This window comes from Granulicella rosea, from assembly GCF_900188085.1.
Lineage (GTDB): Bacteria > Acidobacteriota > Terriglobia > Terriglobales > Acidobacteriaceae > Edaphobacter > Edaphobacter rosea.
In genome coordinates, this window is record NZ_FZOU01000006.1 from 43,738 (window position 1) to 67,114 (window position 23,377).

21 protein-coding genes are annotated in these 23,377 nt (G+C 63.7%); 11 read left to right on the forward strand and 10 right to left on the reverse strand.

What is annotated here, in order from left to right:
- Positions 1–141 precede the first annotated feature (141 nt).
- From CHB87_RS15665 to CHB87_RS15675, 3 genes are all read left to right on the forward strand, one after another.
- A complete protein-coding gene (locus CHB87_RS15665; RefSeq protein ID WP_089409619.1) occupies positions 142–2,217 on the forward strand; it encodes a M1 family metallopeptidase in 2,076 nt (691 codons plus the stop codon).
- Between the two features lie 88 nt (positions 2,218–2,305).
- On the forward strand, positions 2,306–3,514 hold the full coding sequence (locus CHB87_RS15670; protein ID WP_089409389.1) for a hypothetical protein: 1,209 nt from the start codon (positions 2,306–2,308) through the stop codon (positions 3,512–3,514).
- 93 nt (positions 3,515–3,607) lie between these two features.
- Positions 3,608–4,156 (forward strand): SixA phosphatase family protein, encoded by a 549-nt coding sequence (locus tag CHB87_RS15675; protein WP_089409390.1) that lies wholly within the window; start codon positions 3,608–3,610, stop codon positions 4,154–4,156.
- On the opposite strand, the gene CHB87_RS15680 is transcribed toward CHB87_RS15675, so the two are convergent.
- Complete coding sequence (locus CHB87_RS15680) at positions 4,108–5,667, reverse strand: Ppx/GppA phosphatase family protein (protein WP_089409391.1); 1,560 nt, start codon at positions 5,665–5,667, stop codon at positions 4,108–4,110. The genes CHB87_RS15675 and CHB87_RS15680 overlap by 49 nt on opposite strands.
- A 251-nt stretch (positions 5,668–5,918) precedes the next feature.
- Between CHB87_RS15680 and CHB87_RS15690 the strand changes: the two genes are divergently transcribed.
- Both CHB87_RS15690 and CHB87_RS15695 read left to right on the forward strand, forming a co-directional pair.
- Positions 5,919–7,985, forward strand: a complete 2,067-nt coding sequence (locus CHB87_RS15690; protein ID WP_089409393.1) for an ArnT family glycosyltransferase — start codon at positions 5,919–5,921, stop codon at positions 7,983–7,985.
- Between the two features lie 163 nt (positions 7,986–8,148).
- On the forward strand, positions 8,149–10,062 hold the full coding sequence (locus tag CHB87_RS15695; RefSeq protein ID WP_089409394.1) for an ArnT family glycosyltransferase: 1,914 nt from the start codon (positions 8,149–8,151) through the stop codon (positions 10,060–10,062).
- Positions 10,063–10,223: 161 nt separating this feature from the next.
- Here CHB87_RS15695 and CHB87_RS15700 read toward each other — a convergent pair whose 3' ends face one another.
- The 4 genes from CHB87_RS15700 to CHB87_RS15715 form a co-directional block, all read right to left on the reverse strand.
- On the reverse strand, positions 10,224–11,417 hold the full coding sequence (locus CHB87_RS15700; protein WP_089409395.1) for a glycosyltransferase: 1,194 nt from the start codon (positions 11,415–11,417) through the stop codon (positions 10,224–10,226).
- 79 nt (positions 11,418–11,496) lie between these two features.
- A complete protein-coding gene (locus CHB87_RS15705) occupies positions 11,497–11,928 on the reverse strand; it encodes a MerR family transcriptional regulator (RefSeq protein WP_089409396.1) in 432 nt (143 codons plus the stop codon).
- 3 nt (positions 11,929–11,931) lie between these two features.
- Complete coding sequence (locus CHB87_RS15710) at positions 11,932–12,156, reverse strand: hypothetical protein (protein WP_089409397.1); 225 nt, start codon at positions 12,154–12,156, stop codon at positions 11,932–11,934.
- Positions 12,146–12,421, reverse strand: a complete 276-nt coding sequence (locus CHB87_RS15715; RefSeq protein ID WP_089409620.1) for a BrnT family toxin — start codon at positions 12,419–12,421, stop codon at positions 12,146–12,148. Before CHB87_RS15715 ends, CHB87_RS15710 begins: the two co-directional genes overlap by 11 nt.
- 111 nt (positions 12,422–12,532) lie before the next feature.
- Between CHB87_RS15715 and CHB87_RS15720 the strand changes: the two genes are divergently transcribed.
- Entirely contained in the window at positions 12,533–13,534 is a 1,002-nt protein-coding gene (locus tag CHB87_RS15720) for an SDR family NAD(P)-dependent oxidoreductase (protein ID WP_089409398.1), read from the forward strand.
- A 112-nt stretch (positions 13,535–13,646) separates the two neighbouring features.
- Here the strand turns inward: CHB87_RS15720 and CHB87_RS15725 are convergent, their stop codons facing one another.
- The 4 genes from CHB87_RS15725 to CHB87_RS22490 form a co-directional block, all read right to left on the reverse strand.
- Positions 13,647–14,810, reverse strand: a complete 1,164-nt coding sequence (locus tag CHB87_RS15725; RefSeq protein WP_089409399.1) for a WD40/YVTN/BNR-like repeat-containing protein — start codon at positions 14,808–14,810, stop codon at positions 13,647–13,649.
- An 80-nt stretch (positions 14,811–14,890) separates the two neighbouring features.
- A complete protein-coding gene (locus tag CHB87_RS15730; protein ID WP_089409400.1) occupies positions 14,891–15,760 on the reverse strand; it encodes an intradiol ring-cleavage dioxygenase in 870 nt (289 codons plus the stop codon).
- Positions 15,761–15,858: 98 nt separating this feature from the next.
- Positions 15,859–16,107, reverse strand: coding sequence for a hypothetical protein (locus CHB87_RS15735; RefSeq protein WP_089409401.1), 249 nt, complete (start codon positions 16,105–16,107; stop codon positions 15,859–15,861).
- Positions 16,108–16,187: 80 nt separating this feature from the next.
- Positions 16,188–16,304 (reverse strand): PIN domain-containing protein, encoded by a 117-nt coding sequence (locus CHB87_RS22490; RefSeq protein WP_142988380.1) that lies wholly within the window; start codon positions 16,302–16,304, stop codon positions 16,188–16,190.
- Between the two features lie 215 nt (positions 16,305–16,519).
- On the opposite strand from CHB87_RS22490, the gene dnaK reads away from it, so the two are divergent.
- From dnaK to CHB87_RS15755, 5 genes are all read left to right on the forward strand, one after another.
- Positions 16,520–18,430: a molecular chaperone DnaK gene (gene dnaK / locus CHB87_RS15740; protein WP_089409402.1), complete on the forward strand. Its 1,911-nt coding sequence runs from the start codon at positions 16,520–16,522 to the stop codon at positions 18,428–18,430.
- Positions 18,431–18,666: 236 nt separating this feature from the next.
- Positions 18,667–18,837, forward strand: a complete 171-nt coding sequence (locus CHB87_RS22340; protein ID WP_176441801.1) for a hypothetical protein — start codon at positions 18,667–18,669, stop codon at positions 18,835–18,837.
- Between the two features lie 91 nt (positions 18,838–18,928).
- The gene (locus CHB87_RS15745) at positions 18,929–19,816 is read left to right on the forward strand and encodes an Fpg/Nei family DNA glycosylase (protein WP_089409403.1); all 888 of its coding nucleotides are present in this window, start codon (positions 18,929–18,931) and stop codon (positions 19,814–19,816) included.
- Positions 19,817–19,851: 35 nt separating this feature from the next.
- Positions 19,852–21,060 carry a DnaJ C-terminal domain-containing protein gene (locus CHB87_RS15750; protein WP_089409404.1) on the forward strand — a complete coding sequence of 403 codons (1,209 nt, stop codon included), beginning with the start codon at positions 19,852–19,854 and terminating at the stop codon, positions 21,058–21,060.
- Between the two features lie 644 nt (positions 21,061–21,704).
- Positions 21,705–22,307 carry a hypothetical protein gene (locus CHB87_RS15755; protein WP_142988381.1) on the forward strand — a complete coding sequence of 201 codons (603 nt, stop codon included), beginning with the start codon at positions 21,705–21,707 and terminating at the stop codon, positions 22,305–22,307.
- 68 nt (positions 22,308–22,375) lie between these two features.
- Here CHB87_RS15755 and CHB87_RS15760 read toward each other — a convergent pair whose 3' ends face one another.
- Positions 22,376–23,311, reverse strand: coding sequence for a type II secretion system protein (locus CHB87_RS15760; protein ID WP_089409406.1), 936 nt, complete (start codon positions 23,309–23,311; stop codon positions 22,376–22,378).
- Positions 23,312–23,377 lie beyond the last annotated feature (66 nt).

The following is a 23,377-nucleotide window of genomic DNA, read 5'->3' on the forward strand; positions in this document are numbered from 1 at the left end:
GGACCCCCGTATTGGCTCTTGTTGTTGCTTATTCTCGTTTGAGATTCCGGTGTCTGTAAGAAAAAGTCCCTCATCCCTGTTCCCCATTCCTTCTCCCCTAATTTCCTGGTCCCTTTGCCAACGCTGCACTACAATCCGACCATGCGCCCAGCCAGCCTCTTTCTCGCGCTCCTCCTCAGCTTCGCCGCCGTGCAGACCCAGGCCCAGAGCCTCGCGACGAACTCTTCCACGCCGCTCTCCACTCGCGTCGTGGCCTACGATCTCGCCGCGAAGATCGACACGGACAAGAAGTCGCTGGACGCCACCGAGACCCTGACCTATAAGAATCTCACCGGCCAGCCGCTGCTCATCTTTCCGTTTCACCTGTATCTCAACGCCTTCCGCCCGCAATCCACCTTCACCAGCGAGACGCACTTTCAGGGCGGCATCCGCGACAGCGAGGCCGATAACGACTACCCGAAGGAGAAGCTCGGCAGCATCGTCATCACCCACATCGACGCCGACGGACAGGGCGACCTTACCCCCTGGATGAGCTTCACCGCGCCCGACGACGGCAACCAGCAAGACCACACCGTCATGGAGGTCAAGCTCGCGCACGCCATCCTGCCCGGCGAGTCCATTACCTTCCACATGACCTTCCACGACCAGTTCCCGCTCTCGGTCGCGCGCAACGGCTACAAGCGCGACTTCCTGATGGGCGGCCAGTGGTACCCGAAGGTCGGCGTCTTCTGGCATGGCGCGTGGAACTGCCACCAGTACCACGCGACCACCGAGTTCTTTTCGGACTTTGGCACATTCAACGTGAAGCTGACCCTGCCCCGGCGCTACACCGTCGGCGCCACCGGCGTGCCCACGGGCGAGCAGACAAACCCAGGCGACACCAAGACCCTCAGCTTCTACGCCGAGGATGTAGGCGACTTTGCCTGGGCCGCCAGCCCGCACTTCGTCGTCACCGACGGCACGTACCTGTCGTCCATGGGTCCGGTAAAGATCCACGTCCTCGCGCTCGCCGCGCATCCCGGCGCGGGCAAGCGCTACCTCGACATCATCCACTCGTCGCTCGCCAAATTCGACCAGTTCTACGGCCCCTATCCCTACAAGATCGTCACCGTCATCGACCCCGAGCCCGACTCCGAGATGGGCGGCATGGAGTACCCCACGCTCTTCACCGGCGACACCACGGTCTGGGACCCCACGCACATCACCGAGATCACCGCCGAGCACGAGTTCGGCCACCAGTACTGGTACGGCATGGTCGCGACCAACGAGTTCGAGGACGCATGGCTCGACGAAGGCGTCAACTCCTACACCGAGAACAAGGTGATGGATGCGATCTACAACCGGCACACCTCCGGCCTCGATCAGCGCTGGGCCAATCTGGGCGAGACCGACCTGCAGCGCACGCAGTACCTCAGCAACCCGGACTCCGACCCCGTCGTCCGCCATGCCTGGCAGTTCCGCAACTCCGGCTCCTATGGCGCGATCACCTACGGCAAGACCGCGACGCTGATGAATACGCTCGAAGGCATCATCGGCGAGGACACCCTGCGCGAGGCGCTGCACGTCTACTTCATGCGCTATCGCTTTACCCACCCCACGACCGAAGATCTGCTGAACACGATCGAAGAGGTCGCGATCAAACGCGGCCGCGCCACCGGCCAGCTTGTAACGATTCCCAATCCGCCCGCGACCGCCGCCACGCCCTACATCCAGTACTTTCAGAACTACTGGGTCAGCACGACCTACAAGGCGCCGCCGGCGCACCCGGTCATCATCAACTCCTCGCTGCGACCGTTCTTCAACCAGGCCATCTACGGCACGCAGATGCTCGACTACTCCGTCTCCGAGCCGACCTCGGACCCGGTCGAGTGGTGGAAGCCCGAGCCGGGCGCCGGCAAGACGCAGTACCGCGACACGGTCACCATCCGCCGCCGCGGCGAGTTCACCCTGTCCGTCACGCTCGAGGTCGTCTTCGAGGACGGCACAAAGAGCCGCGAGATATGGGACGGCCTGGATCGCTGGCACACCTACACCTACATCCGGTCGAGCAGGATCGTCTCCGTCGAGATCGACCCGCAGCACACCGTGATGCTCGACAGGAATCTCTTCAACAACAGCTACACCACCAAGGCCGACCCCATCCCGGCGCGCAAGCTGGCGAACCTCTACACCAGCGCCCTGCAGTTGCTGGAGCAGATGCTCACCTGGGTCGTGTAAGAGCCTTGGAGTCTTTGCCTTTCGTGTTTGTCATTCCCGAAGGGAATCTGCTGTTGTACTTGCCGTTGCACTCTTGGAAGGACCAAGCATGACCGAACGCCGCAACCAACTGACCCACGGCCTTACCCTCGCGCTCGGCCACGGCCGCGCCATCCTCTGGACCTACGCGGCCAACCTCGGCCTGGCGCTGCTCTTTGCCGTGCGCGTGCGTGCGCAGTTGAACGACATCCTGACCCACTCGCTGGCCTCGCAGCGGCTCAGCTCCGCCTTCGACCTGGGCGTCGTGCTCAACACCTACCAGCGCATCACCGAGAACGCGCCCGACACAGGCGTCTCCAGCTTCTCCGGCCTGCCGCTCTACGTGCTGATCTACTTCCTCCTCGTCCCCGGCGCGCTCTGGTGCTACCAGACCGGCGAACCGGCGCGGCTCTCGACGTTGCTGAGCACGGGTCTGCTGCACTTCTGGCGATTCGTCCGCATCACGCTCGTCACGCTTGTCGTCTCGGGCGCAATCCTCGGGCCGCTCTGGGCCGCGCACGCCGCCCTGACCGAACGCGCCGACAAACACCTCGTTGGACCACCCGCGCTGGTCCACCAGGCGGTGACGCTGGGCGTCGTGGCTCTGGTCGCCGCGCTGCTGCGGCTCTACTTCGACCTGGTCGAGGCCTACACCGTCCAGCTCGGCCTGCGGATCCGCGACAACGGCAAGCCCGACCGCCGCGTCCGCCGCGCGCTGCTGCCGGCGCTGCGAACGCTCTTCCGCGGCTTCCTCGCAAACTACCTGACCTTCCTGCTGCTCGCGCTTCTGGGCTTCGCGACGCTCTTCCTCACCGGCCGCATCGCCGTGCATACGCTGGCGCAGCCGCGCGTCTGGCCGCAGTTCCTGCTGGTGCAGGTGGGCGTGCTGGCTCTGCTCGTCACACGCTACTGGCAACGCGGCGCCAGCACGACGCTCGCGCTCAACAACCCCATCCCCGTCGAAGTCATCGAACCCCTCATCATGCCCGCCGCCTGGAACCCGCCCGCTCCGCCGCCAGACCCGATCCCCGAGCCGGAGCCCATCGCCCCGTCCCTCGCCGAGCCTGACGCAGGCGTCTTCCATCAAGTGGTCGAGGCTGAGCATCACGAGATCGCCCCGGAGGACGCCGAGGACGCCCCGTTGCACCCAGCCGACCCCATCCCCGATCCCGAGCCGATCTCGCCCTCCCTGCCCGAGCCCGACCCCGGCGTCTTCCACCACGAGGCCAGCCAGGAACATCGCGAGTCTCACCCGGAGCAGGACGAACCTCTCCAATAAATCGCGTCTCCGCGGCGCGGCGGACGTTTCACCAAACATCAACCCCGCCGACACCAAACCACAACCGCGCTCGGTTAGAATTGTTACAGTTCTATGAATTTGTTTATTCTTCGCCACGCCAGTGCAGGAACCCGCCGTCCCAACCCCCTCCTCGACGTCAAGCGTCCGCTCGACAAGGAGGGCAAGCAGCACAGCCTTCGACTGGCCAATGTGCTCAATGCGCTCAACTTCAACTTCGACCTGATCGTGTCAAGCCCGCTCAAGCGCTCGCTCCAGACCGCGTCCCTGCTCGGCACCGAGATGGGCTACGAGTCGCCCATCCTCATCTCGAACGCGCTCGCGCCCGAGGCGACCTACGTCGACTTCCAGCGTCTGATCGCCGAGTTCAAGGATCGCGAAAACGTCCTCGTCGTCGGCCATAACCCCAACATCAACACGTTCCTGGGCGCGCTGCTGGTCCCACAGCCCGCGCACGCCGAGACGCCGCAGGTCGCGACGATCCGGCTGCGCAAGGGGTCCATCGCCAAGCTCTCGCTCACCCGCGGGCCGGCCAGCCTGCAGTTGCTGCTCGACCCGCGCACCGTCCGCGCGCTTTACTCCACGTCGACGAAGAGCTCCCGCCGCAGAACCTCGCGGAAGTAGCTCGCCTCTTTCTTCAGCGCCCACACCTCCAGCTCCGCGCCGCCGCGTCCGGGGACGATGTCCAGCACCACCCGCTTCGGGTAGACGCTGATCTTCAGCCCCACCACGGCGCTCGCCCGATCCTGGTTCAGCGCCACGGCCAGCCGCAGCAGCACGATCGCCCGCGTCACGTGAACGTGCTCTTCGATCGGAATCTGCCGCATCACACGGTCGGCCGGCTCCGGTCGGCTCTTGCCCAGGTAGCGCGCAATGGCCGAGACGATCAGCCGCTGCTCCGGCGAGAAGCCGAAGATCTCCGAGTTGGCGATGATGTACTGCGTATGCCGGTGGTGGCCCTGGTGGTTCATGAACTTGCCCACCTCCTGCAGCATCGCCGCGGTCTGGAGCCACAGCCGGTACTCGTCCGGCAGCTCATGCACCTTCTTCAGCCCGTCGAAGAGCTCCAGCGCATGCTGCAGGATCGGCTCCGACTTCTTCTGGTTCACACCGTAGCGCTCGGAGACCTCGAGCACCCCCGCCCAGCGCTCGGTCTCCATCTTCTCGTGGACCTCGGCGCGCAGATCCGTCTCGCCCAGCATCTGCTCCAGCATGCCGTCGCGCAGCCCCAGCGGCGAATAACGGAAGCCAGCCAGCCCAAACCGCTCCAGCAGCGACGCATACACGAACGCGCCGCCGATGATGATCTCCGACCGCTTCGGCCCGATGCCCGGCACCGCCTCGCGCTCGGCATTGGTCATCGTCACCAGCTTTTCGGCCAGCGCACGCACCTGCGGCGTGTGCGCCTCGTCCGGCTTCACGACGACGAAGTCCTTCGGGACCGCCTTCTTCGTCGGCAGCTTGTCCGAGACCGCCAGGCTCGCCTCCGCCAGCGCCGCCGCCGTGCCCGAGGTCGCGATCACCAGCGACACCTTCGGATGCCCGAGCTGCTTCTCCGCCCGCGTCAGCTCGCGGTCGATGTACTGCTGCAGACGCGCCACATCCGTCTTCGCCGGCGGATCGGTCAGCAGAAACTCCTGCTGCAGACGCACCGCGCCCAGCGGCAGGCTGACCATCTCCTTCACGCGGCCACGGTCCGACAGCGTCACCTCGCAGCTTCCGCCGCCCAGGTCGATCAGCAGGCACTTGCCCTGGCCGCCAGGTTCGAGCGTCGCCACCCCCAGGTGGATCAGCCGGCCCTCTTCCAGCCCTGAGATGACCTCCACCGTCCAGCCAGTAGCCGATTTCGTCCACTCGGTAAACGCCGCCGCATTGCGCGCGTCGCGCATCGCGCTGGTGGCCACCACGCGGATCTTATCGACCACATGCAGTTGCACCGCCTTGTGAAAGCGCCGCAAAGCCCGGATGGTCAAGGCCATCGCCTCCGGCGAGATTACCCCGGTCTGGAAGACGCTCTCGCCCAGCCGCACCACCTCGCGGTCCTCGTGCAACGTCACCAGCTTGTGATCCTGAACCGATGCGATCTTCAAACGACAGGAGTTCGACCCAATATCCACTGCGGCAAATGTCGGCATGCTCTAAGTCCACCCCTGAATCTTCGTCCTCTCGACCGAAGCGAAGCGGAGTGGAGAGCCCCCCGCATTGCGCCTTTGCCGTTGCGCGTTCTTGTCTTTGTCGTTGCTCTTCTTCTTGTCTTGGTCGTTGCTCTTCTTATTGTCATCCTCGAAGAGGATCTGCTTTTGCCTTCCGCAGGATACGACAACGCTAACGCCAAGATACAACGTCCGCACCCAAATCCTCCGCTATCCTAAACCTGCAGACCAGAATGCCCAACCGCACCCCACTCACGATCCTCGTCACGCCCTCCACCGACGGACCACGCCCGCGCACCGCCGCCATCGTCCTGGGCGGACTCTGGCTGCTGCTCTTCTTCGCCGCGCTCTTTTCGCCGCCCCTGCTGGACGACGCGGACGCCACCCACGCCAGCGCCGCACGCGCCATGGTCGCCACCGGCGACCTCGTCACCCTGCGCGTCGACGGCGTCCGCTACCTTGAAAAGGCGCCTCTGCCTTACTGGCTGACCGCGCTCAGCTTCCGCATCTTCGGCTTCAACACCTTCGCGACGCATCTGCCGCAGGCTCTCGCCGTCCTGCTGCTGGCGGCGCTCGGCTATCGCTGGGCGACGCGCGCCTTCGGCCTGCGAACCGCGTTTTACACCGCGCTCGCCGTTCTCACCTCGGTCGGCGTCTTCCTCTTCACGCGCATCCTGATTCCCGAGGTGCTGCTTTCGCTTCTGCTGGCGACATCGCTCTACGCCATGCTCCGTCTGCTAGCCGCCGACCCAACGGCGCGTCCGGCCAGCTTCTACATGGTCGCGCTGTGGAGCGCGCTCGCGCTCGCCGTGCTGACCAAAGGCCTCGTGGCGCTGGTCTTCTTCTTCGCCGCCGCCATCGCGTTCCTCACCTTCACGGGCGAGTGGTCGCGATGGCGGCTGCTGCGTCCCTTCCGCGGCGGCCTGCTCCTGCTGGCGATCGCCGCGCCGTGGCACATTCTCGCCGGGCTGCGCAACACCGGCGGCGCCAACGGACACGGCTTCTTCTGGTTCTACTTCATCAACGAGCACGTGCTGCGCTTCCTCGGACGGCGCGAGCCGATGGACTACAACAAGCTGCCCAGCTATCTGTACTGGAGCCTGCACCTGGTCTGGCTCTTTCCCTGGGCGCTGTTCCTGCCGCTCGGCATCGGCGCGCTGGACCGCCGGCTGCTGCACCAGACCGAGGTGCTGACCGCGCACATCGATCGCCGCTGGCATCGCGACATCGGCTTCGCCTGCCTCTTCGGCGTGGCGGCTGCGGTCATGGCGAACAACTCCATGAACATCTTCGCCGCCGGCTTTGCCGCCTGCCTGGGCGTGGAGCTGCTGCTGCGGCGCCGGTCGGCGGGCCTTGTGGCCTCGCCCTTCCACCGCATCGACGCCCAACAGCGGAGCATTCTGCTGCTCGCCAGCTTCGCCTCCATCGTCCTCATCTTCTTCGCGCTCTCGACCAACCAGGAGTACTACACCTTCCCCGCCTACCTGCCGATCCTGATGCTGATCGCGGCGACGATCGCCCGCGCCGAGCAGGGCTACGATCACGATACCGGCAAGCGTCGCTGGATCGCCTGCGCGCATGCCGCGTTCACCGCCATCGGCGCGGCGGCGGCCATCGCGCTCGCTTACGGCCTGTGGGCCTCGCGCCGCCTGCCCTACGTACCCGACATCGGCGACCTGCTGGCGCATCGCGGCGTCGGCGACTACACGCTCTCCATGTCGCACTTCTTCGACCTGACCGGCGAGAGCTTCGCCGCGCTCCGGCTGCCGGCCGCGCTCGCCATGATCGCGCTCGCCGTCGGCCCCGGCATCGCGTGGTTGCTGCGGAGCCAACGCCGCCACCTTGCCGCAACCACCGCCATCGCACTCACCAGCGCGAGCTTCCTCATCGCCGCGCACATCGCGCTCGGCCGCTTCGCGCCCATGCTCTCCTCCGAGGACATGGCCGCGAAGATCATCGAACTCGAAGACGACGGCGCCATCCAGCACGACCGCCAGGTGATGCTCTACGGCGACCAGGCCTACGGCTCGTCGATCCCCTTTTACCTCGGCGAACAGGTAAAGCTGGTCAATGGACGCAGCACCTCGATGCTCTTCGGCTCGAGTTTTCCGGACGCGCCAAAGGTATTCTTGACCGGCGAAGAGTTGGCGCAACAGTGGGGCGCCGGTCCACGCAAGATCCTCTTCGTGCCGCTCGAAAAACGCGGCGAGGTCGACCGCCTGCTGGGTACACGGCAGGTCGTCATCGACGAAACCAGCGGCAAGGCGCTCATCACGGACCGACCATTGGATAAACACTGATTTCTTGTCATTGCTTGTTTCTTTGTCATTCCCGAAGGGAATCTGCTTCTCGCTTTGCTTCTGGCAGCCGCAAAGACCGTACCCCAGCGGCTAAAGCCGCAAACAACTCGAGCATCCACGGCACGGCTGAAGCCATGCCCTTAACAAGGCCAGTAAACGTACAGTGACCAACGAACAGACCCAACCCGCCCCCACCGCCCGCTGGAGCCCGCGCTCCCTCGCGCTGATCCTTGCCGCATGGTTCGTCCTCCAGATCGGCGGCCTCTTCTCGCCCGGCCTGCTCGACGACGTCGACTCCGTCTACATCGAGATCGCGCGCGAGATGCTGCACCGCCACGACTACGTCACCCCCTACATCGACGGCATCCGCTTCTTCGACAAGCCTCCCCTGATGTACTGGATGGCCGCCGGATCGATGCGCGTCTTCGGCGAGTACGACTGGGCCGCGCGCCTGCCCATCGCCTTCGCCATGCTGGCCCTGCTGCTTGCCGTCTACGCGCTGGGTTTGCGGCTCTTCGCTCGCCTCTCGCCGGTCGACGCCCCGGATCGTGGAGCGCTCTACTCGGCCCTCGCCGTCGCAACCGGCATCGGCCCGTATCTCTACACGCGCTTCTTCATCCCGGACATCCTGATCTGCCTTTGGATGACCCTCTCCGTCCACCTCTTCCTGATCGCCATAGAACGCCTCCGGGCGCCCCATGATCACCGAGGCGCAGCCGAGGTTATCGTGGGGATGGTCTCTACCACTCCACCAAAATCCGCCCTCACCCCGTGCCTGCTCTTCGCCGCCACCCTCGCCCTGAACCTCCTGACCAAAGGCCTCATCGGCCTGGTCTTCCCGCTTGGCTTCGTCTTTCTCTACCTCGCGATCACCCGCCAGCTCAGACTGCTCTGGAAGCTCCACCTCATCCCGTCGCTGCTGGTCTTTGGCATCATCGCGCTGCCGTGGCACATCCTCGCGGCCCTGCGGAACCCAGCTATCGCACTCCCCGCAGGCGTCGGACTCCCGGCAAGGGGCGGCTGGGCGTGGTTCTATCTCTATAACGAACACATCGCCCGCTTCCTGCAAAAACGCATCCCGCACGACTACGGACAAACGCCGGTGTGGCTCTTCTGGAGCTTCGCCATCATCTGGATGATCCCGTGGAGCGCCTTCCTGCCCGCCGCGATCGAGCTCTTCTGGCCCCGGCGGCATCAGCTTGAGCAGCCCGATGCCGGTCTTCCGCTCTTCCTCTGGGCCGGCATCGTCCTCGGCTTCTTCACTCTCTCGGCCCGGCAGGAGTACTACTCTCTGCCCGCGCTGCCCGCGCTCGGCCTGCTCGCCGGCGGCGCGCTGGCCTGGGCCGACCGAGCCGATGTCGCATATGAACGGCGCAAGATGCTGCTCGCCTCGCGCTACATGCTCGTACTCGGAGCCATCGTCTCCTGCGTCTGCGGCTACTTCGCCGTCATGGCTCCGACGCCGAAGCCCGGCGTCGACATCTTCTCCCTGCTGACCAACAACCCGGAGCTCTACAACCTCTCGCTCGGCCACCTCTACGACCTCACCGGAGCGGCGATGGGCCTCTTCCGTGCACCGCTGGCCGGGGTCGCCATCGCGATGCTGCTGATCGGGCCGGGTTCGTACCTGCTTCGAAGACAGGGCAAGACCTACGCCGCCAACCTGACGCTCGCCGCCGCGATGGTGCTGGTGCTGACCTGCGTCCACGGCGGACTGGCGCGCTTCTACCCCATCCTCGGCTCAAAGGAGCTGGCGCTCGATGTCGCCGCCAAGCAGTCGCCGGGAGACCTCATCGTGCTCGACGGCGAGCTGACCTCCGGCTCCACGCTGCTCTTCTATACCCGCCAGCCGGTGCATCTGGTCAACGGTCGCGTGAACGGCCCCTGGTACGGCAGCTTCTGGCCGGACGCGCCGCATATCTTCGAGGACGAGACCAGCCTCCGCCAGCTTTGGGGCAGCCGCCACATCTTCCTGCTCACCTATAACCCGGTGCAGCGGATGAAAGACCTGCAGGGCATCGCGCCGGTCCACACGCTCGCCAGCGCCGGGGGCAAGACGGTGCTGACCAACTTCTGAACTCTCGAATTTCCAGCCTCGCCCAAGAAGCTTGTCATCCTGAGCAACGCGAAGGACCACCGTATTTTGCCCAAAGCCGGGAGAATCTCGGCGCTCCGACCGAAATACAGTGGTCCTTCACTTCGTTCAGGATGAGGAACATTTTGCAAACTTAAGGACACTTACGCCTCGGCCGGAGGCTCCACCCGCCCGCCGTCCTTCAGCGTATAAATCTTCCCGCGATAGTAGAACTTGTCCCCGCCATAGCTCCCCAGCCACAGGATGCTGCCCAGCAGGTCGCGCAGCGGATAGATCGCCATGCCGCGATACCACTCCGGGTCGCCCATCACGCGCAGAATGGCGCCCGCCTGCAGCCAGCGATTGGTCGCCATCGCCACCAGCCACAGCAGCCCGCCCAGCGGATGCCCGGCGGCGACGCCCCAGATCAAACCCATGATTCCAAAGGGCATCGCGAACGTCAGCCCCGAACCCAGATGCCCCCACGGACGCGACCGCCGCGTGCTCTGCATCCAGCGCAACTGGTTGCGAAACGACAGCCAGAACGGCGTATCCTGCACCATCAGCCGAATGATGTGGCTCGACATGCGGACGCCCTTGCCCTGCTTCGCCAGCCGGTTGCCCAGCTCGAAGTCGTCCGCGTAATACTGCCCCAGCAGGCCGAATCCGCCGACCTCCTGAAAGCTCTGCTTGCGCACCGCCATCGTCGCGCCGAGGGCGAACTTCGTCCCCTCGATCATGTCCGCCACCAGCACGCCCGAGGTCATCTCGACGCTCTTGCCCACCGCATCCAGCTTCGACGGAAAGCTCGCCCGATCGCCGCCGTATGCCGTGCCCAGGTAGACGCACGACGCGAGGCTCATCTTCGGATCCTTCAGATTCTGCACCATGCGCTGCAGATAATCGCGCTCGACCCGCACATCGGCGTCGGCCGTGATGTAGGTCGGGTGCTTCGCCTCTTCGTCCAGCCGCGCCAGCGAGTAGACCTTCGCGTTGTGGAACTTCGGCATCGGCTCGCCGCAGGTGACGTACTTCGCGTCCACATGCGGGTAGCGCTCGCCCACGCGCCGCGCCAGCCTGAGTCCCTCGTCGGTCTCGTGCCGCGCGCAGAAGAGCAGCTCGAACTCCGGATAATCCTGTTCGAAGAAGGTCTCGATATTGCGTTCCATGCCCGGCTCGGTGCCGTGCAGCGGCTTCAGCACGCTCACGGGAGGCAGGTAGTCGGCCGGCGCGCGATCCTCGCGGCGTTTGCGCAGGCCAAAGCGCGCGGCCGCGGCCAGCACCATGCCGCAATAAATAGACGACGTAACCGAACCGGTCAACGCCACGTAAAAGAGAAACTTCAACAACAGATTCATCGCAACCCTTGCCGGGCGAAGGTCTCTGCCCCTCTGCCAACCGGGACCGGACGAACGCGCACCTACAATTTTACGCGGGCTACAGCGATTTCTTGCGAACCGTCTTTACAGCCTTCACGGGCGCCTTCACCGACACCACCGGCGGCGGCGGCCGGCGCACCGGCACCAGGCCCGCAGCCTGCGGCGCCTGCTGCTGCATACGACTCAGCATCTCCGTGCGCACGTAGTCGACGAAGCCCTGCATCTGCCGGTTCATCTCCTCCATGCGCTCGCGCATCTGCAGCACGACGGCGATGCCGGCAATATTCACGCCCAGATCGCGCGCGAGGTTCAGGATGAACTCCAGCCGTTCGAGGTCCTCGTCGGTGTAAAGACGCGTGTTGCCGTCCGACCGCGAAGGCCGCAACAGACCCTCGCGCTCGTAAAGACGCAGCGTCTGGGGATGAATCTCATACATCTCGGCCACCGCCGAGATCATGTACGCGCCGCGGGTTTTTCTTTTGGTCGCCACGCGCTAGCTCGCTTTTCTGGTCGACGGAATTTCGACAGCGGCAGCAGCCTTCATCAGGATACGCAAAGCAGAGTTCACCTCGGATGCAGTGGGGAAAGCCTTTGCAACATCCGGCTCGATGACCACCAACGTCGCATCGGCAGGTAGCCGGCCCGCAAATCTGCCTCGCTCGCCGCGTGAAAAGTCGACCTCGTCCGGCATGTCGTCAATGTCGAGTTCAGTCTTCATATGCTCTCTTCTCGCGCGGTGTGGCTTCACGCGCGGTAATGATCCTCACCACATCATCTTCATCCGTGTGCCCGACCGTCAACAGCCGTCCCGAGCGGGTCTGCCCAATACTGAAATATCTACGCTCCTCAGCAGGATGGCGATCGTCGGAGACAGTTTGGGCAAGCGGGTCGAAAAGAGCTTCAACCGCCTGATCGAACGATACACCGTGCTTCCGTTGGTTTGCCGCGTTCTTGGCGGGATCCCACGTAAACGTAACGGCCATCGAGATCACGCCAACCTTTCACCGAACTACCACGCTATCATCGCCGAACTCCGGCTGCCCAAACAAGCTCGAAAAGCATCACACAAGCAGAGCGTTTGGGAGGAATTCAGCATGAAGAAGTCCGGAACCGTACTTTTCGCCGCACAGGCCGCCGTGGGCGTCCTGGCCTACCTGCTGCTGCCGCGTCCTCTCGGGCGAGACAAGGTCGTGCTCATCACCGGCGGCTCGCGCGGCCTGGGACTTGCCCTGGCGCGGCAGTTCGGCAAGGCAGGCTCGAAGCTCGTGCTCGCCGCGCGCGACGAAGACCAACTGGAGATCGCGCGGCACACGCTGCTGCACGAAGGCGCGGTCGCCCACGAAGACGATATCCTGCTCGTCGCCTGCGATGTGACCGACCAGAACCAGGCCGCCGGCCTCGTCGACATGGCCATCCGGACCTTCGGCCGGCTCGACATCCTCATCAACAACGCGGGCATCATCGAGGTCGGCCCGGTCGAGGATCAGGCCATCGAGACCTACCGCAAGACGATGGAGACAAACTTCTTCGCCGCGCTCTACACCTCGCAGGCGGCGCTGCCGCACATGCTCGGCCGCCGCAGCGGCAACATCGTGAACATCGCGAGCCTGGGCGGCAAGATCGCCGTGCCGCACATGCTGCCGTACTCGGCGGCGAAGTTCGCGCTCGTCGGCTACTCCGAGGGCCTGCATGCGGAGCTGCGCGGCAAAGGCGTCCGCGTCACGACCGTCTGCCCTGGCCTGATGCGGACCGGCGGCGAGGTTCACGCAAAGTTCAGCGGCCAGAAAGACAAGGAAGAGCGCTGGTTCCAGCTCGCGGCGACAACTCCTTTGCTTTCAGCAAGCGCCGACTACGCCGCAAAGAAGATCCTCAACGCCGTAGCCGAAGGCCGCGCCGAGATCACCATCACTCCGCAGGCCTGGCTCGCCGCGCGCTTCGCCGGCATCGCGCCGGAGACAACCCAGATCGTCAACAGCCTGGTGAACGACTACCTGCTGCCCGCCCCACTGCGCAGCTATCCGCCGACGCCCGCGTCGCTGGGTTCGGCCATGCAGGGCTCGGGAGACATCGAGTTCGCCGACCCGTCGCCCAGCTAAGCCGTCCTCTTTCGCCCGCTCACAAACGCTCGTCATTCTGAGCGCAGCGAAGAACCCCTGTATTGGCCTTTGCTTTTCTTGTTGTCATCCTCGAAGAGGATCTGCTGTTGCCTTATTTCTTCGGGGAAGCCACCAGCGCACCCGGCCGCAGCCTACCGATCCTGCCCTTCGGCCCCACTACGAAGGGCAGCGAAAGCGCGTTCCAGTTCTTGTCGGCGTCGGGCTGGTCCTGCAGGCCGGGTTTGGAAGGCCGCCAGTTTTTGCCGTCGTCGCGCGAGAGGTCGGTACCATTTGGGCCTACCGTGATCCAGGTCTTAGTTCGATCGTCGTACGCGACTGAGGAGCGGTAGCCGTGGGGTGGATGCTTCGAACTCCTCGCACTGAAGTACATGGAAGGCGGATAAGGAGAGCCAGTCGGCGGCAGCGATACGAAGACCGCCGTCGCTGCCGATACTTCCGGCTGACGATAGTCTCCGCCAACCACCATCATTTGCCTAAGCACCTGCCCTTGCCGCGTTTTGACAGCAGTTGCAAAAGCCCCGGCCGAAGGCGCCCCACCGAGCGGAAGCTTGATGAATTTGGACACATCGGAACACCACAATCCGTCAAGTTCACGAAATTGGCCCACATATGCCAGACGAGACCTGGCTCCGCCCGTCACGAAATAAAACGAACCTGTGTCTTCATAAGCCAACGCTTCATTGCTCGCAGCGAATACGGCCTCACCGGCCGAGGCGGCAAACTTTTTTACAGAGCAATCGTGTGAACTGTCGTGTTTCGCTACAAGACGTCTTATCCACGTGTCTCCTCCATCAGTAGTCAAAAATAAGGCGAATTCTCCATTCACTGGATCGCCGAGCAATACGCCCCGGCCGCGGACAGAGAATTCACCTGGCCTGAAACGTACTGCATCGAAGAACCCATCCTTATCCGGGTTCGTGAACGCCAGCGTCCACGTCGAACAGCCATCCACCGTCTTATAGATACGCGACAGATCCCCCGTCCCACTCGACATGACAATGGCCGTCGTCGCATCGAAGGCCTGCACCCCGCGAAAATCCAGCTTCTCCGCACCCTCGGGGACAGCGCACAGCTTCCAGTTCTTGCCGCCGTCCTCCGTGCGCAGGACCGTTCCGCCGGTCCCGCTGGCCCACGCGACCTCCGCGCTGACGGCGTGAATTCCCCGCAGGCTGGCGGTCGTGTGCGACTCCTGCAACTCGAACTGGGCGTGTGCGGCGGCGGTCGCGGCGAGGAGAAAAAGAGGAAGTAGACGCATGTCCGGACAGTGTACATCCCATCCATCGCGATATTGTCGCAATGGATGGGGTCCCCTGCATCGCTTACCGGAGAGAAGAACTACCGCCGCGGACCCGGTCCGCCGCCCATGCCCACCGGCGCGGGCGTAGCCTTCGTGTCCACCGCGACATGCAACTCCGCAACCAGCCCTGCAGCGGGATGCTTTGGGTCGACCGGCAGCAGCGTCGCGATCACCGCCGGGCCGTGCTGATCGCCGAAGACGTGATCCTCGGCCATCGTCGTCCGGTGGATGGCGTGCTTCGCGTACGGCCCCTCGGCCATCAGCTTCAGGTTCATGTCCTCCGGGAAGAACATCTGACCGTTATGCGAGGTATGGCCCTCTTTATAGGTATTGCCATCGCGATGGCCCGCAAGCCGCACCTTGAAGTGAACGTGATTCGTCCGGCCCTCGTAGAAGCCGGGAAAGATCGTCTCGAAGCTGACCGAGCCGTCCGCCGCCGTCATCTGGATGCCGCGCAGGAAGGTCAGCTTGTCGGTCGGCTTGTTCATTCCGCCATTGGGCGGCGGACCGCTGAAGCCTCCCGGAGGCGGTCCACCGTCGTGGCTGGGGTCGAATCCTCCGGGGGGCGGTCCGGGCGGCCGTCCACCCGGTCCGCCGGGGCCGAAGCCGCCCTTCGACGCCGTGAAGCCGGAGTAGAGTCCCATGGCGTCGCAGTGCCAGAGGTCGATCGCCGCGTCCGGAAGCGGCTTGCAGGTGTTGCTGTCGAGCACCACCAGCCGCAGACGCAGCGGAATGCCGGGCTTGCCCTCGGCGATCTTCGACCGGATCAGCTCGTCGGCGACATAGAAGGGGCCAATCTCCTGCTCGGGCGTGAGGACGCAGGTCTCCGCGGCGAGGGCGCGGCGGCCGATCTGCAGGGCTGAGGCGGTGACAAGTCCGGAGGCGAGGAAGCGGCGACGCGAAAGCATGGGGGTTCGGATAAAGCGTTCTCCTGTGCCGCTCTATATAAAGATCGGGCGGCTATGGAGAAAGACGAGGGTTTTGCGGGAAGCGGCTACGGCGCCGCCTAGTCGAGCCGATCTTCAGGCGGCGGCTCGTGGCCAAGCCCGGCTCGCTTCAGGATCTCTCGCGCTGCCGGGATATCCGCACGCGCGGCGCGTTCGCGAAGATACTCGACCGTCCTCAGTGCGGAGATTTTTTCGGCAACCGCAACATTGATGAACTGATTGAGTTCGACTCCTTCGCTCTTTGAGAGCATAAGGGCCTCTTTCAATAAGGATTCCTGAAGCTGCAATGCCACATTACCTGCTGCCATCTCTCAACCTCTCATATGCGATCTTCGGCGATAGGACATCAATGCCGAACTGAATGGCCACCGAGCGGAAGTCTCGTTCGTTACAAGGTCACAATCGCTTTCGCGCCGCCGTTCACAGCCGTCTCTAAAACCATCTCATCATCTGGATCGGACAACGCCGGACGCCAGTTGAAAAAGAATACAACGTGCTCCGCCATGCCCTCGAATGGCGGCAACCATCACCGAGGTATCGAGCACGATCTTCACGCACCCATCATATCGCAGCGCGAATCCAAGTCTCGGATGATGCATAGAATCAACTGCGTGCAGATAAGTTGACAACAACTCACTCACATCGTATAACTATGAATGTCGAACAGGTTCAGCAACACGGGCAGCAAGCCCGAATTCCCCGAAACACGGAGCAAACAGTATGGGCAAGATCATCGGCATCGACCTCGGCACCACGAATAGCTGCGTAGCAGTCATGGAAGGCGGCGAGCCTAAGGTCATCGCCAACGAAGAGGGCGGCCGTACGACTCCGTCCATTGTGGCCTTCACCAAGAGCGGCGAGCGCCTCGTCGGCACGGTCGCCAAGCGTCAGGCCATCACCAACCCCGAAAACACCATCTTCTCGGTCAAGCGTTTCATGGGCCGCCGCCTCAACGAGGTCGGCGACGAGATGAAGATGGTCCCCTACAAGGTCGTCGCCAAGGGCGATAACGTCGCCGTACTTGCGCAGGGCAAGGAGTACACCGCGCCCGAAGTTTCGGCCATGATCCTTCAGAAGCTGAAGAAGGCCGCCGAAGACTACCTCGGCCAGTCCGTCACCGAGGCCGTTATCACCGTTCCCGCGTACTTCAACGACGCCCAGCGCCAGGCCACCAAGGACGCCGGCCGCATCGCCGGTCTGGACGTCAAGCGCATCGTCAACGAGCCGACCGCGGCAGCGCTCGCCTACGGTCTGGACAAAAAGAAGGATGAGACCATCGCCGTGTACGACTTCGGCGGCGGCACCTTCGACGTGTCGATCCTCGAAGTCGGCGAAGGCGTCATCGAAGTGAAGTCGACCAACGGCGACACGCACCTGGGCGGAGACAACCTCGACCAGCGCATCGTCGAGTGGCTCATCTCGGAGTTCAAGTCCGAGACCGGTCTCGACCTTGGCAGCAAGGGCAACGAGATGGCCCTGCAGCGTCTGAAGGACGCCGCCGAGAAGGCCAAGATCGAGCTGTCGACCGCGCAGAGCTCGGAGATCAACCTGCCCTTCATCACGGCGGATGCCTCCGGTCCGAAGCACCTGGTCCGCAACCTCACCCGCGCCAAGCTGGAGTCGCTCGTCGACGACCTGCTCCAGAAGTCCATCGGCCCTTGCAAGCAGGCGCTGAAGGATGCCGGCATCGACGCTTCGAAGATCGACGAAGTCGTTCTCGTCGGCGGTCAGACCCGTATGCCGGCGATTCAGGAGCTGGTGAAGAAGCTCTTCGGCAAGGAGCCCAACAAGGGCGTCAACCCGGACGAGGTTGTAGCGATCGGCGCGGCGGTTCAGGCAGGCGTGCTCGGCGGCGAGGTCAAGGACCTGCTCCTGCTCGACGTCACTCCGCTGACCCTCTCGATCGAGACGATGGGCGGCGTCGCGACCAGCATGATCGCGCGCAACACCACCATCCCGACCAAGAAGAGCGAGACCTTCTCCACCGCGGCCGACAACCAGACCGAGGTTGAGGTTCACGTCATGCAGGGCGAGCGTCCGATGGCAAGCGGCAACCGTACGCTGGGCAAGTTCAAGCTGGGCGGCATCATGCCGGCGGCCCGCGGCGTACCGCAGATCGAGGTCACCTTCGACATCGACGCGAACGGCATTCTGAACGTCTTCGCCAAGGACAACGCCACCGGCAAGGACGCGAAGATCACCATCACCAGCTCGTCAGGCCTCAGCAAGGAAGAGGTTGACCGCATGGCGAAGGATGCCGAGGCGCACGCAGCCGAGGACAAGGAGCAGCGCGATGCGATCGAAGCGCGCAACGGCCTGGACTCGCTCGTCTACAACGTCGAGAAGATGTTGAAGGAGAGCGGCGACAAGGTCTCCGAGAGCGAGAAGACCGAGGTCGAGGCAGCCGTCGCCGAGGCGAAGAAGGCGCTCGAAGGCACGCCGTCCGCAGCCGAGCTGAATACGGCCAAGGAGAACCTGACCACCGTGAGCCACAAGCTCGCCGAGGCCATGTACAAGGCGGCCTCCGCGGCCCCGACCGACGGCGGTGCAGCCGCGGCCGGCACGACCGAGGAGCCCAAGCACGACGAGGGCGTGATTGACGCTGAGTACGTGGACGTCGATAAGAAGTAAGCGGAACGAAATGCAGGTGTAACGCGTAGTTGAAGGAAGGAGGGGCGTTCCGTATGAGGCGCCCCTCTCGCTTTCCAGGAAGCATTTGTATCCGGTTGATAGTAAAGTACGTCCAATGTTACAGATCGGTATTTCGCATCGAACGGGTTTTGCACCGACTGTAGTGTTGAAGGCGCGGTAAGCTACATCGAACGGGCAACCTGGAACTCAATCGGAATCTTGGGGGGAGTCAACAGATGACAGAGACCATGTGGAGATGCGACCAGGTACGGGCAGGCCAACTGTACAACCGGATGATGTTCGACACGCAGGCCGAGGCCGAACAGTTCGCGCAGAAGATGCGCCAGATGGAGCCTGATCAGACCTTCTCGATCGAGGCCATCGACGCCAGCAAGATCTGGAACTGATCCAGCCTCCGAACCGGGCGCCCCACATCTCGATTCTGAGATGTGGGGTTTTTAGAATCGGAACGAACCTTCGCGAAATCGGAACCAATCCATGCCAGAAGGAAATGAGCTCCACCGCTGGGCCGAGCGACACAACGCTGCCTTTGCGGGCGGCAAAGTACGGGTCGCAGGTCCAAACGGCCGGTTTACCGACGCCGATGCGCTGGACAACCGCGTGCTGAACAAGGTGACGGCCGTGGGCAAGCACCTCGGCTACGACTTCGGCAAAGACCTGATTCTGCACGTGCATCTCGGTCTGCAGGGAGACTTTACCGAGGGCTCCGGCCCACTGCCCGAGGTCAAGGGCGCGCTCCGGCTGCGGATGTGGAACGCCGCTCGGGTGAAGCAGCCCGTGGCGCCCGGCGAGAGCAGGAAGCACTCCTGGTACTCGGACGACGACGGCACAGGCGCCACCGATCCGAAGCAGGTCGCATGGGTCGAGCTGCGCGGGCCGACCGACTGCAGCATCTACACGCAGGCGAAGTGGGATCAGTTGCTGGCAAGGCTTGGCCCCGATCCGCTGAACGGCGACAAGCCCGACGCGGCGCTCGAAAAGATCGGCAAGAGCAAGAAGCCCATCGCCGCGCTGCTGATGGAGCAGGATGTGATCGCCGGTATCGGCAACATCTACCGGGCGGAGCTGCTCTTCCGCGCACGGCTAAGTCCGTTCACGCTGGGCAAGGACGTTCCGGTCGATCTGGTAAAGAAGATCTACAAGGACGCCATCGGTCTGATGAAGGACGGCATGGTCGACCGGCGCATCGTCACCACGCTGCCGAAGGATCGTCCGCACAAGAAGGGTCAGGCGCTGAAGGAAGAGGCGCACTACGTCTACCGGCGCAACGGCAAGCCCTGCTGGATCTGCGGCACGGACGTGATGAAGCGCGAAGGATTTGTAGGACGCAACCTGTTCTGGTGCCCCACCTGCCAGGCGGGCTGAGCGACATTCGAGTTCGAGAGAAGAGACAAAGGAACATGGCGACACCGAACAAGGACTACTACGGAACACTCGGGATCAAGAAGACGGCCTCCACGGACGACATCCGCAAGGCCTTCCGCAAGCTCGCGCGCAAATATCACCCCGACGTAAACCCGAACGATAAAAAGGCCGAAGAGAAGTTCAAGGAAATCTCCGAGGCCAACGACATCCTCAGCGACGAGAAGAAGCGCAAGATCTACGACCAGGTCGGCTTCTACTCCGACAGCATCGACCCCGCGGCGGCTGAGGCAGCAGCGCGCGGCGGCTATGGCGGAGGCTTCGGCGGCGGCGGACGCCCCGGCCAGGAACCGCCCATCGACTTCGGCGGCTTCGACTTCTCCGGCTTCGGCGGCAACGCCGGACGCGCCCAGCAGGAGTCCGCAGGCGGCGGATTCGGCGGCAGCTTCAAGGACATCTTCAGCGGTATGTTCAACGGAGGTAAACAGCAGCGCGGCCCACAGCCCGGCACGGACCTCGAATACCAGGTTCAGATCGACTTCTGGACCGCGGTGCGCGGCGGCGTCACGCGGCTCGAGATCCAGCGCCAGGAGACCTGCCCGACCTGCAAGGGGCGCGGCGCCACGGGCGGCCCGGTCGAGTGCCCCGAGTGCCACGGCTCCGGCCAGGTGACGCAGATGGGCGGCCGCATGAAGTTCAACATCCAGTGCCCGAAGTGCGGCGGCTCGGGTAAGGTCCAGCAGGCCTGTCCCACCTGCGACGGCGCCGGCGTCCTCACGCGCAAGGAGCCGCTCGAGTTCCGCATCAAGGCGGGCACCCGCGACGGCCAGCGCATCCGCCTCGCCGGCAAAGGCAACGCGGGCGTCGACGGCGGCGCGCCGGGCGACCTCTACCTCATCATCAAGGCTGGTCCGCATCCGGTCTTCACCCGCACGGCGGACGACATCTTCGCGGTCGTCCCGGTTACGGTCACCGAAGCGGCGCTGGGCGCGAAGATCGACGTCCCGACCATCGACGGCGTCGCGCAGTTGAAGATTCCGCCGGGAACACAGACCGGCCAGAAGCTGCGTCTGCGCGAAAAGGGCGTCCCGTCGGCCACGCGCGAGGGTCTGCGCGGCGACCAGATCGTCGAGGTCAAGATCGTCGTGCCGAAGGTGCAGGACGAGCGCTCGAAGGAGATTCTGCGCGAACTCGCCAAGCTGAACCCGGAAGACCCGCGCACGGAGATGCTGGCCGCCTCGGTTTAGCTTTTGGCCCGCGCCGCGAACGCCCGCCCTCTCGACCGGGGCGGTGCAGGAACACAGCGAGTCTAGGGAACCTCTGATTAAGATAGGTCCGGGCTTTAGCCCGGACAATAAGCCCCGCAGAGTCAGTGGGGCTTTAGCCCCTGGGATATGGGTTGCGGACTTAATCAGAGCACCCCTAGAGCGGGTTACCTTCTAGTGGCTCGCGACGCAAACCGCCTGCCATCCTGAACGTAGTAAAGGATCTGCTTTTCATTCTTGTTGCTTGTTTTGCTTTTGGATTGGAGCAAGACAAGCAACAACAAAGGCTAAAGCAGGTCCTTCACTGCGTTCCGGGTGACACGCAGCGTGGGGCGGCTGCCTGGCAGCTAAGGTACTCCGCTTTAGCCCTTTAGCCACGCCACGAACACCGTCATGACGAACTTCATGGGCGCGGAACGAGGCAAGGCCGCTCGACATCCATATTTGATCTTCCTTTTATCCACATAGAAGAAACTAATACTGCACCTCGGGCGTCAAATCTCCCAGGTGTTTCGCAATGCAGACGATAGAAATATTTGCTTGCGCGACAAAGATACAAGAGTTGTGATATAAGAATGACCGGTCGCCAGCAGGTCAACGTTGACCCCTGGACAAGGAGCAACACCATGAAATTCGCAGCAAAAGCAACTGTCGCCCTCTCTCTTCTCGCAATCCCCTCGGTCATCTTCGCGCAGGCCACGCCCGCCTCGTCCGATGCCAACAACAAGATGGTCGCCGCGCACGGCGCCCTGACCCAGAATCTCGATGCCAAGAAGGTCACCGTCGGCTCCGAGTTTTCGCTGAAGCTCAGCAAGCCGGTCAAGCTCGACAACGGCACCACCCTGCCCGGCGGCACGGTTCTCGTGGGCACGGTCGCCCAGGATGACCAGTCCGTCGCAGGAAACGCGAAGCTGGCTCTCCGCTTTACGCATGCCAATCTGAAGAGCGGCCAGGTCGTTCCGATTCACGCGACCATCGTTGGCGTCGCCCGTACGGACGGCTCGCTGCCGGATAACTGGACCCCCACGACCCAGAAGGTCGACCAGATCGGCGTCGTCTCCGATGTCGACCTGCACAGCCGCGTGGCCAGCAAGAACTCCGGCGTCTTCGTCGCGACCAAGAAGGACAACGTCAAGCTGCTCGCGGGCAGCGAGATCGCCCTGGCCATCGGCTCGGGCGACGCAACCCCAACGGACATCACCAATGTCGGCGGAAACGGCGGCAACTAAGCCGCTTCCCCAGCAAGTGGGAGGGAAGATGGAGGCCGCAACCCGCGGCCTCCATTTTTTATTGCCCGTTACTGTGGCGTCGTGCCGCTCGTACCCGTGCCGGTGGTCGGTGTGGATGTGCCGGAGCCGCTGGATGATGTGCCGTTCGAACTGCCGTTCGTACCGGAACTCATACCCGATGCGCTGCCCAGGCTGCCGGTCGAGCTCGACGGCGGACCACCGCCCAGCAGGTTTGCCTTGGCCTTCAACTGCTCGATGCGCGGATCGTAGAGGAACTCCCAGTCGTTGTACTGGGTCTGCTCGTTGACGATCAGGGTGGACGCGCCGGACTGCGTGAGGCCGACGCCCATGATGGGCGCGCCGCCGCCGGTGAAGCTGGTGGCCGACTGGCTGGAGATGCCGCCCGTGTTCGTTCCCGATGCGCCCGAGGTCCCGGATGTGCCGCTCGTGCCGCTGTCCGTGCCGGTCGTACCTGTTGCCCCACTACCGGATGTTCCGCTGCCGGTGGTTCCGCTGCCAGACGAGTTGCCGCCGAACGAGTTGTTGCCAAAGGTGCTGGTCGTCGAGCCCGAGGCGCCGAAGCCGGACGAAGCGCTCCCCGAAGCAGAACCCAGGCTCGCGGTCGGCAGACCGGCAAGCGGCTGCCCGAAGAACCCCTTCACGGTCGTCTTCGCCTCGCCGACGTGGATGAGCCGCCAGTCCGCCTTGCCGGTGAACGGATCGGCGTACTCCTGGCGGAGAAACTTCTGGTTGTTCGAGTTCTTGAGCTGGTCGATGCTGCCGGGATAGTGGCCGAACTTGCGGTAGTAAAGCTGGATGGCCCGCACATACTGGTTCGCACGATGCGCCGTCTCCAACTCCCGCTCGCGCTTCAGATCCTGCGCGAGTCGCGGCGCGGCGATGCTCAACGTCAGCAGGATCAAGAAGATAGCGACGATCAGCCCGACGAGCAGGAAGCCTTCGTCGTCCTGTGCACGGCGCGCCGGGTTGTAGATCATCGCCATACCGTTCTCTCCCGAATCCCCGAAAAGCTGTCCTCCTGAGCGAAGCGAAGAACCTGCTTTTGTTTC